The 497-nt window shown below is 73.8% G+C and carries 1 protein-coding gene; it reads right to left on the bottom strand.

Annotation, left to right across the window (positions count from 1 at the left end):
- Positions 1-73: 73 nt before the first annotated feature.
- A partial coding sequence (locus OQ02_RS39240; protein WP_033443758.1) for a MarR family winged helix-turn-helix transcriptional regulator occupies positions 74-497 on the bottom strand: 424 nt, incomplete at its 5' end.

A 497-nucleotide genomic window follows, 5' to 3' on the forward strand; every position in this document is an offset into this window, starting at 1 on the left:
GTCTGACACCCGGCTGCGGCCCGCCTCCGGCCGGTCCGGCCCCGTTCCGGCCTCGGGCCCGCCGTGGCGCCGGTCAGGCCAGGTCGCCGCCGCGCAGGCGCTCGATCTGGGCGTTGCTGACCTCGACGGTGCGCCGCATATGGGCGGTGAGCAGCGCGATCTCGGCGTCGCTGTACACGTCGAACATCGTGCCCCAGGTGCCGTTGAGCTTGCGCCACAGGTCGCCGAGCTCCGCGATCCGCTCGGGCACGAGGGCCACCAGGACCCGGCGCCGGTCCTCGGCGTCCCGTTCACGCGTCACGTACCCGGCCCGTTCGAGGCGGTCGACGAGCCGGGTCGCCGAGCCCGTGGTGAGCCCGGTCAGTTCGGCGACCCGCCCGGTGGTCACCGGCCGCTCCTCGAGGCTGAGCAGGCTCAGGCACTGCACGTCGGTCGGGTGGAGCCCCAGATGATCGGCGACGGCCTGGTTGAACAGGGCGTAGGCGGCCATGTAGCGG

Source organism: Saccharothrix sp. NRRL B-16314, assembly GCF_000716595.1.
Classification (GTDB): Bacteria; Actinomycetota; Actinomycetes; order Mycobacteriales; family Pseudonocardiaceae; genus Actinosynnema.